Genomic DNA, 9086 nt, shown 5'->3' with positions numbered 1-9086 from the left:
TGCTCTACCAAGGCCGCAGCCCCAACTCCGGCGGCGACTACGGCCTCCTGCCCTACCGGCCGGGCCTGCTGACCCTGCAACGCTGACGGCCTGACAGGCGGCCCGGCAGCCCGGGCCGCCTCCGTCAACGGAAGGAGCGGGCGGAGGTCTTGAGCGCGCCCAGGAAGTTTGATCTTGGCGAGACGGCACCCCCTGTCTCCCCGCTCTCCGTGGCTAGACTGCCGCCATGACCGCGGAGCCGTCCCCTCTCACCCTCGCTCAGCTCGCCGAGCTGGCCGGGGTTTCCACCGCGACGGTCTCCAAGGTCGTGAACGGCCGTTCCGAGGTCTCGTCCGAGACCCGCGCCGCCGTGGAGGAGCTCATCCGCCGGCACGGCTATCGGCGACAGCGCCGCCGCTCCACTCCGACGGCCCTGGTGGAGCTGGTCTTCCACGCGTTGGAGGGCGACTATCCCGTCGAGATCACCAAAGGGGTGGCAGAGGTCGCGTGTGAGCACGATCTCACGGTCGGGATCTCGGACCTGCACCGCGACCACACCGCCGCAGACGCCTGGCTGGAGAAGGTGCTGCGGCGCCGCCCGAGCGGCGTGATCGCGGTGTTCTCCGGCCTGACCGAGACCCAGCACGAACGGCTCGCCCGCGGGGGGATCCCGCTGGTCCTGCTGGATCCGGCCGACGTTCCCGGCAAGAGTGTCCCCTCGGTCGGCGCCGGCAACTGGAACGGCGGGCTCACCGCCACCCGCCACCTCCTGGAACTCGGGCATCGCCGCATCGCCATCATCACCGGGCCCGACGCCGCGCTGTCCAGCCGGGCCCGCCTCGACGGCTACCGCACCGCCCTCGACATGGCGGGCGTGCCCATCGACCCGGAGCTGATCGGCCGGGGCGACTTCTTCATCGAGGGCGGCCTGGCCGAGGCACACCGTTTGCTGCGCCTGCCCCACCGGCCAACCGCGATCTTCGCCACGAACGACGGCCAGGCCATCGGCGTCTACCACGCGGCCCATCGGCTCGGGCTGCGCATCCCGGACGATCTCAGCGTGGTCGGCTTCGACGACATGCCGTCGGTGCGGTGGACCATCCCACCGCTGACCACCATCCGCCAGCCCTTCACCAAGATGGCCGCCGCGGCGACCTCAATGCTGCTGACCCTGGCCCAAGGTGAGCCACTGCCACAGAGCCGCGTCGAACTGGCCACCGAACTCGTCGTACGCGAGAGCACCGCGCCTCCCCCGCCCGCCTGAGAGCTTCAGACGCGGCTCCACTTCTGGCTGTTCTGGCCGTTGCACGCCCAGATCTGCACCTTGGTGCCGTTGGTGGTGCCGGCGCCGCTGACGTTCAGGCACTTGTTCGCTGCGACGGCGGTGATGCCGCCGTCGGCATTGAGGCGCCACTTCTGGTTGTTCTGGCCGTTGCAGGTCCAGATGATCACCGCGGTGCCGTCCGCCGTCCCGGCGCCGTTCACGTCCAGGCACTTGCCGCCGTAGACCCGCAGCTCACCGGCGCTGGTCGAGGTCCACTGCTGGTTCACCCGCCCGTTACAGTCCCAGATCTGCGCCGGCGCGCCGTCGGCCTGCGAACCGCCGCTGACGTCCAGGCACCGTCCCGACCCGACGCCCTTGAACGCGCCCGTGTTCGCCGGAGGCTGGCCCTGGGGCCCGGCGGACGCGATCACGGCCTGGGCGCCCGCCGGCCAGGCGCCGCCCGTGACGGTGACGTTGTTGTTCACCACATTGCCGCGATCGCCGTTGGTCACGTTGGTGCTGCCGTTGGTCGACCAGTTGCCGGTGACGGTGAAGTTGCCCATGTTCTCGCCGAACCAGTAGTTGGCGGTGGCCCAGGTGCCGGTGTTCGAGAGCACGTTGTTCCTGACGGTGTAGTACCTGGAGCCCTCGTCGAAGTAGATGCCGAACCAGCCGTTGGTGCGCAGGCAGTGGTTGTCGCTGATCACCGCGCCCGGGTTCCACGACAGCGTGTAGATGCAGCCGCCGTCAGTCATCTGCCGCATGACGTCGTGCACGTAGTTGCCGATGACCCGGTTGCCGGAGGCGGTGGTGGGCGTGGTGTAGCGCGGCTGGAAATCGTACAGGCCGCGGTCGGCGTAGTGGGTGCTGCCGCCCGGCTCGTTGGCGCCCCAGCCGTACCCGATCGACATGCCGGTGTACGGCAGGTTGTAGACCTCGTTGTGGGACACGTTGGTGCCGGTGACGTAGGTGGTCAGGACCGAGACGATGCCTCTGTGGTCCAGGCCGAGGTCGTGGATGCGGTTGTTGCTGACGGTGATGTTCCGGTTGACCATCCGCTGGTCACTGGGGTGGTGCGCGTCGGCGCGCACGCCGCCGACCACGATGCCGCCGGCCGAGCTGCGGGCGATCTCCGAACGGGTGACCGTGATGTCGGCGGCGCCCAGGCCGACGCCGCCAGTGTGCGCGTTGGCGTCGTTGCCGATGCCGATGGCCGTCTGTCCCAGGTTGACGAAGCGCGAGTCGGTGAAGGTGACGGTGTTGGCCGCGGAGACCTGCACGGCGGCGGGCATCTGGGACCAGTTCGGCCGGGTCGCCTCGAACTGCCGGCAGCCCTGGTGACAGGAGGTGAAGGCGGGCCAGTCCCAGTTTCCCGCCATGTAGGCGCCGGTCTGTTGGTCCGCGTAGCCCTGGTTGCCGCTGGGACCGAGCCAACTCGTGCCGGTGAAGGTGATCCCGCCGAACGTGATGTGGTGCGCGGGCGCGTCGTAGGTTCCCCCCACGTGCACCAGCGACTGGAGCACCGGCAGCTCCACGCTGACGTTGGCCAGGTTCTGCCCGGCGAGCGGGATGTAGGACAGCACGCCGGTCGCGGGGTTGAGGTACCACTCCCCCGGCGAGTCGAGGAACTCGTAGGCGTTCGCCAGGTAGAGCGGCCCCGCCCGGTGCGGGCTGGTGAAGGTGTCGTACCCGAAGTTGTTGTTGTTCCAGGCGGGCTGCCGCATCGTGATGAGGTTGCCGCTGATGCTCTGCACCGGCGCGTACCGGTCGGTGAAGGAGCCGATGCTCTCCATCTCGACCCGGCTCTGGTCGGCGAGGTTGTTCAGGTAGCTCAGTGCGCCGCTGGTGAACCTCATCCCGGCGCTGCTCGCGGTGAAGTCTGACCGGTTGACGGCGGTACGCGCCCGGGTGGCAAGCGCGCCGTCGACGTACAGTTGCCGCGGGTCGATCCCGGCGCCGACGTTGGCACGCCAGATGTTCTTTCCCGAGTCGGCCACGGTCCATCCGGTGACCGCCCTGGCTCCGCTGATGACCGCGGCCGCCCCGGCGGCGGCCTGCCATCTGACGGTGTAACCGTTGTTGCCGGAGTCGGCGGCGGACAGCCGGAGCGGCGCGGACAGCCGATAGACCCCGCCGGCCAGCTCAACGACGATGTCACCGGACATCCCGGTGTTCAGCGAACGTACCGCCGTCTGCGCCGCGGCCAGCGAGCACGGCTGGGTGGAGGTGCAGGCGGTGCCGGTGCCGGTGGGTGACGCGTACAGGGTCGTGGTGGCCGCGAGGGCGAAGGAGGCGGGGGCGGACGCCGCGGTCAGCGCGGCGGTGACGATGCCGATCAGGATCGTGACGGGCGAAGGTAATGGCACAGTCGTTCCTTCGGGGGGTAGGGGCGCCGGCCTTGCTACCAATTACCTGAGGAGCTTGGATGCCCGTCAAGGCTTTAAGCCTACTTATTTCGTGATTCGCACATCGGAAGTTCGGCCGTGGTCGCCATTTAAGGCTTTAGCCTGCGCTTATGCCTGGCACCGCACACGGCCATGTCCGCCCTTTCCCAATGAACCGTTCATATGTGTCGTACTCATTTTACGGCCGCTCATCAGTCATACTCTTGCTGGGGAACGGCGAGGAGGACGCACGGTGACCGACACCCCGCGTGAGAGCGGATACCGGCCGGGCTACGAGGTGGCCGCCGAGCAGGTACTGGAATTGATCGTCCGGCTCGGCCTGCGTCCGGGTGACCGCATGCCGACCGAGAACGAGCTGGCCCAGCAACTGGGCACCAGCCGCACGGTGGTACGCGAGGCGGTGAAGATACTCTCCGCGCTCGGTCGCGTACGCGCCCAGAAGGGCCGCGGCCTGTACGTGGCCGACGACGAGGGGATGTTCGGGACCGGCCGCTGGAGGCCCTTCTTTCTCCCGGCCGACCTCGACCACGTCTACATGCTGTTCGAGTTCCGCCGGGCGCAGGAGATGGAGACCAGCCGGCTGGCCGCCCGCCGCGCCACCCCCGCCGAGCTGAGGGCCATCGAGGAAGCGGCCGGCGTGTGCCGTCACGGCTTCGACACCGGACGCGAGGAACTGTTCAACGAGGGTGACGACGCCTTCCACACCGCCGTCGCCACCGCCTCGCACAACATGTTCCTCCAGGTCGCCGTGCGGGAGGCCCGCAGGCTGCAGGCACAGTCGAGCCTCATCGGGCTGCGCGGATCGGTGGGCGGGCACGCCGCCAAGGCCGTCGAGGAGCACGACGCCATCTACCGGGCCATCCGCGCCGGCGACCCCGAAGCGGCTGCTCAGGCCGCGGCCACGCACATCGACAACACCCTTGACGACTATCGCAGGGAGATCCAGCAGCGCCTCTTCTTCTCGTCCCACTGATCCGGGCACGGGTGCGGGCGGAGTAGGGCTTCGGCTCATCCCACGGACCGCGTCGCGGAGGAGTGGCCGGTCACCCCCAGCAGGTGTCGCCCGGCGCGCTCCGGCCGGATGTGGGGGCCCTCGGCCGCCCTGGTGTCCGGCCGGTGGACGAACCCGTTGGCGAAGCCCGCCTTCGCCTTCGCGATGTAGGCGGCGGCGGCCGGTTCACCGGACTTCCAGTCCCAGACGACGAGCTTGCGCTGTTTCTGCTGTGAGTCTCCGGACGGGGCCTCCGTCCGGGTCGCGCTCCCGCAGCCGGCCACGGCCAGCGCCGCGACGATCAAGGCCGACCATAACGCTCGGCTTCATTGCTGCCCGCTTTCCGGGAGCGGCCGTCGGATCCGGCCGACTGCCGGTAAACGTAATTCGTATGACGTATCACGGCAAGAGGCCCCCCGTATAGTGACGCGGTGACGCTGTCACTTGCCAGGCCACCGGAGGCGATATGACGGCATCGCGAGGAACGCCCGGCAGTGTCCCGCCGCCACCGGCCTGGGCACGACGCCCGGCGAGTCTCGCCAGAGCGGTGACAGCCGAGTTGGTGGAGCGCATCGTTCGTGGTGTACACCCACCGGGAACGGCGTTGCCCCCCGAGCCCGCGCTGTGCGAGGCCTTCTCCGTGAGCCGCACCGTCGTGCGGGAAGCGGTGAAGATCCTGCAGGAGAAGGGGCTGGTACAGGTTCGCCAGGGCTCTGGCACCATGGTGACCCCGCCGGCGACGTGGGACATGCTCGACGAACTCGTCCTCACCGCGACCATCGCCGGGGACGAGAGCCTGGCGATCCTCGACGACCTCGTCGTCACGCGGCGCGTGCTGGAGTCCGACATGGCGAACGTCGCCGCCCGCCTGGCCGGACCGGAGACCCACGAGCGGCTGCGCGCGCTGGTGGATCGGATGGACGAGCTCGTGGACGACCCGGTCACATACGCGGACAGCGACCGCGCCTTCCACGACACGATCATGCAAGTGTCGGGCAACCGCATCGCTCGTGGCGTCGTACGGTCGCTGGAAGGCCAGGTCGTCAACACCGCCCGCTACCTGGGCCGGACCGAACGGGCCTTGTGCGTGGCCTCGAACCTCGGCCATCGCCGCATCTACGAGCGCATCGCCGCCCGCGATCCCGAGGGCGCCGCCGAGGCGATGTTCAACCACATCACCGAGGCCTGGATCGTGCGCCGCAGCGGAACGGCCGATCCCGTCCGGCTGCGGCGTTAACACGCCTCACGGCGGGCCGGCCCTCGGGAGGACGGTGAAAGTTTCATCGCGGCCCGTCGATGGTGGACCCGATGCCTTCGGCTGGTCAGATGCGGGAGCGACGGACCGGGCCGGGCGAAGGGCCGCCGACGCCGGCGGGCCCGGCCCTTGACAGGTCTTGTCACGGTCATATTTGCTCCGCTGCACCGTCGCCCGGAAGAAAGGAGACCCGCTTTGGGCGGCGTGCAGGTTAGCGCTAACACTTGGTATTCGACCGGCCGGCCGACGCGCGCCGGACCGGCGGTTTTCCGATCGCCAGAACGCGGCGCGCCGCGTCGATCCGGTAATTCACTGAGTCAACGGCAAAGGAATTCTCGTGATGTCGAGGCTTAAATCCCTTTTCACCGCTATCGCATTCACGGCGCTGCTCATCGTCCTGCCCACGGCACAGACGGCACTGGGGGACAGCGCGACCGCATCGGCCGCATCGGCAGCGAAACGGAGCGCCCTCGGGCCCACCGCGGGATGTGGAAAGACCCCGACGCTGAGAAGCGGTCCACAGTCGATCACGAGCAGCGGGAAAAATCGCGGCTTCATTCTGCGAATTCCCGACAACTACCAGAACTCCACCCCCTACCGATTGATTTTCGGGTTCCACTGGAACGGCGGCACCGGCAACGACGTCGACTCGGGCGGAACCAGTGGATATCCCTGGTCCTACTACGGGCTCAGAGCGCTGTCGAACAACACCGCGATCTTCGTCGCCCCTCAGGGCCTCAACAACGGCTGGGCCAACTCCGGCGGCGAGGACATCACCTTTGTCGACGACATGATCCGGCGAATCGAGGCGGACCTCTGTGTGGATACCTCCCAGCGCTTCGCTCTCGGCTTCAGCTACGGCGGCGGCATGAGTTATGCGCTGGCGTGCGCCCGGGCGATGGTCTTCCGCGCGGTCGCGGTCTACGCCGGAGGGCAGCTCAGCGGGTGCAGCGGCGGCTCGGAGCCCGTCGCGTACATCGGACTGCACGGCCTCAGGGACCCGGTGCTCAACATCTCCGCGGGCCGGTCGCTCCGTGACAGGTTCGTCAGGAACAACGGCTGCACGCCCCAGAACCCGCCGGAGCCCGCGCAGGGCAGCCTGACGCACGTCGTCACCCACTACTCGGGTTGCCGGACCGGGTATCCGGTCGCCTGGGCTGCGTTCGACGCGGGCCACACTCCCGGCCCCGTGGACGGAAGGCCCGGCGACTTCGAACCCGGCGAGAACTCCTGGACCAGGCCGGTGGTGTGGGACTTCTTCAAACAGTTCGGCGGCGGCAACCCAGAGCCCCCGGCGGGCGCGCTGCGAGGTGTGGGGTCGGGCCGGTGCCTGAACGTCAGCGGCGGCTCACAGGCCAACGGCGCGCAGACGCAGATCTGGGACTGCAACGGGCAGGCCGGCCAGCAGTGGACCGCCACCGGCTCTGGTGAGCTGCGGGTCTACGGTGGCAAGTGCCTGGACGTGAACGGGGCCGGGACGACGGACGGCACCTCGGTGATCATCTGGGACTGCAACGGGCAGAACAACCAGAAGTGGCGCCTCAACACGGACGGCACCCTCACGGCGGTGGGGGCGAACAAGTGCCTGGACGTGTCCGGGAACGGCACCGCCAACGGCACCAGGGTGCAGATCTGGACCTGCCATGGCGGCGGCAACCAGCGCTGGACCCGCACCTGACCGCTGTTGACAACTGACGACGCACCGTCGCCGGGGCGCACCATCGCCCCGGCGACGTTCAGGAGCCCGGCGTCGCCAGACGAGGTGACGCCGAGGTCGATCAGGAGGTTGCTGGTGAGCGGGCGGCCGCCCGCTCACCAGGCAGTGAGTTCAAGCCGTGCACGGCGCTGAAGACCCGGAAATCGACCTGCTCCTCCGGGCCGGCCGGCGCGAGGCCGGGGAAGCGCCGCAGCACGGGCCGGCAAGGCGATGCGCATCTCCATCCGCGCCAGCGGCGCCCTGACACCGTGGCGCACACCGTGGCCGAAGGCGACATGGCCGGCGGCGCCGCGGGGGATGTCGAAGGTGTCGGGGTTGCCGATGAAGGCGCGGTCGCGGTTGGCGGCGGGAAGGGAGCGGATTACCAGCGAGCCCGCGGGGTGGCGTGCCCACGACCTCCACCTCCGTCGTGGTCGTGCGGGGCGGTAGCGGCTGCACGATGGACAGCCGGCGCAACAGCATGCCGAGCGTGTCGTCGCCCGGTTCCGCCTGCGCACGGGCCACCCGGCCGGCCATGTAGGCGCGCCCCCTTCGCCCGGCCGGGGACCGCGAGGTTGTGGGTTTCCACCTCGACGTGCGCGATGCCGTGAACGGCCCCGGAGAACATCGCGGCAAGCGTGTCACCGAAGAGAGCGTCGGCATCGGGACGGTTGTGGACGTGCCCGAGCTTGACGACGGGCACCCCATTCCCGCCGGTGCGAAGACATCCCGAACCGGAGCTTTCATCACTGCCGATTACAGGGGACCGTACGGTCACCGGCTCTGTCGCAGACTGGACACACCCCCTGATGGACCCCGGTCGGCGCCGGGGCCCATCAGGGCGTTTCTCAGGTGACAGTTCCCGGTTGGGCGGACAGGAGGGTCTGGGTCCAGCCGTCGGGGTCGATGGCGCCTTGGCCGCTGAGGTCGTCGTCTCGGCCGTCGTAGGGGTTGGCGTCGACGTAGCCGTGCAGGGATCCCTCGGGGCGGTGGCCGTAGTAGACGCCTCCGCCGGGTGAGATCAGGTGGTCGAAGACTTGCCAGGTGGCGTCGCGCAACTGGTAGCGCTGCCAGGAGTCGGCGCCGTTGATCTTGTAGGAGATCAGTTGTCCGGCGGTGGTGGTGCCCAGGATCCAGTCCGGCCCGGTCGTCGTGAGCGTCTTCAGGGCGAAGCCGCTGCCGATGAGGGTGTTGCCGGTGATGTCGGCCAGGATGGGCTTGGTTTTGGTGAGGTTGTAGCGGCGGAGCACACCGTTGGCGATGCCGTACAGGTGGCTCTTGCCGTCATAGGCCAGCAACTCGTGGGTGTAGCCGGTGCCGAGCAGTATCGGTGGTTGGAAAGTGACGGTGTCTCGGTTGGAGATGATGTCGACCCGATACAGCTTGCCGCCGGAGTTGTCCTCGGTGACCAGCAGGGTGTTGTAGTCGAGCGTGGCCATCGCCTTGGGCTTGAACCCCAAGGTGGCGGTCGAAACCTCGGCGCCACGGGTTCGCTT

At 68.8% G+C, this 9086-nt stretch carries 7 protein-coding genes; 4 read left to right on the top strand and 3 right to left on the bottom strand.

What is annotated here, in order from left to right; all coding sequences use genetic code 11:
- Window positions 1-226: 226 nt before the first annotated feature.
- Window positions 227-1243: a LacI family DNA-binding transcriptional regulator gene (locus C4V41_RS60305; protein WP_103964993.1), complete on the top strand. Its 1017-nt coding sequence runs from the start codon at window positions 227-229 to the stop codon at window positions 1241-1243.
- Between the two features lie 5 nt (window positions 1244-1248).
- Here C4V41_RS60305 and C4V41_RS65185 read toward each other — a convergent pair whose 3' ends face one another.
- Window positions 1249-3609: a ricin-type beta-trefoil lectin domain protein gene (locus C4V41_RS65185; RefSeq protein WP_235031108.1), complete on the bottom strand. Its 2361-nt coding sequence runs from the start codon at window positions 3607-3609 to the stop codon at window positions 1249-1251.
- Window positions 3610-3880: 271 nt separating this feature from the next.
- On the opposite strand from C4V41_RS65185, the gene C4V41_RS60295 reads away from it, so the two are divergent.
- Complete coding sequence (locus tag C4V41_RS60295; RefSeq protein ID WP_103964992.1) at window positions 3881-4621, top strand: FadR/GntR family transcriptional regulator; 741 nt, start codon at window positions 3881-3883, stop codon at window positions 4619-4621.
- A gap of 35 nt (window positions 4622-4656) precedes the next feature.
- Here the strand turns inward: C4V41_RS60295 and C4V41_RS60290 are convergent, their stop codons facing one another.
- Complete coding sequence (locus C4V41_RS60290; protein ID WP_103964991.1) at window positions 4657-4944, bottom strand: hypothetical protein; 288 nt, start codon at window positions 4942-4944, stop codon at window positions 4657-4659.
- 161 nt (window positions 4945-5105) lie between these two features.
- Here C4V41_RS60290 and C4V41_RS60285 point away from each other — a divergent pair, with 161 nt between their 5' ends.
- Window positions 5106-5876: a FadR/GntR family transcriptional regulator gene (locus C4V41_RS60285; RefSeq protein WP_268808999.1), complete on the top strand. Its 771-nt coding sequence runs from the start codon at window positions 5106-5108 to the stop codon at window positions 5874-5876.
- A gap of 619 nt (window positions 5877-6495) precedes the next feature.
- A complete protein-coding gene (locus tag C4V41_RS60280; protein WP_235031107.1) occupies window positions 6496-7572 on the top strand; it encodes an RICIN domain-containing protein in 1077 nt (358 codons plus the stop codon).
- An 866-nt stretch (window positions 7573-8438) separates the two neighbouring features.
- Here the strand turns inward: C4V41_RS60280 and C4V41_RS60265 are convergent.
- The coding region (locus C4V41_RS60265; RefSeq protein ID WP_235031106.1) for a tachylectin-related carbohydrate-binding protein at window positions 8439-9086 on the bottom strand (648 nt) is incomplete at its 5' end.

This window comes from Nonomuraea solani (genome assembly GCF_900108335.1).
Lineage (GTDB): Bacteria > Actinomycetota > Actinomycetes > Streptosporangiales > Streptosporangiaceae > Nonomuraea > Nonomuraea solani.
Note: the sequence above shows the minus strand (reverse complement) of the source record. Positions and strands in the feature narration are given on the sequence as shown.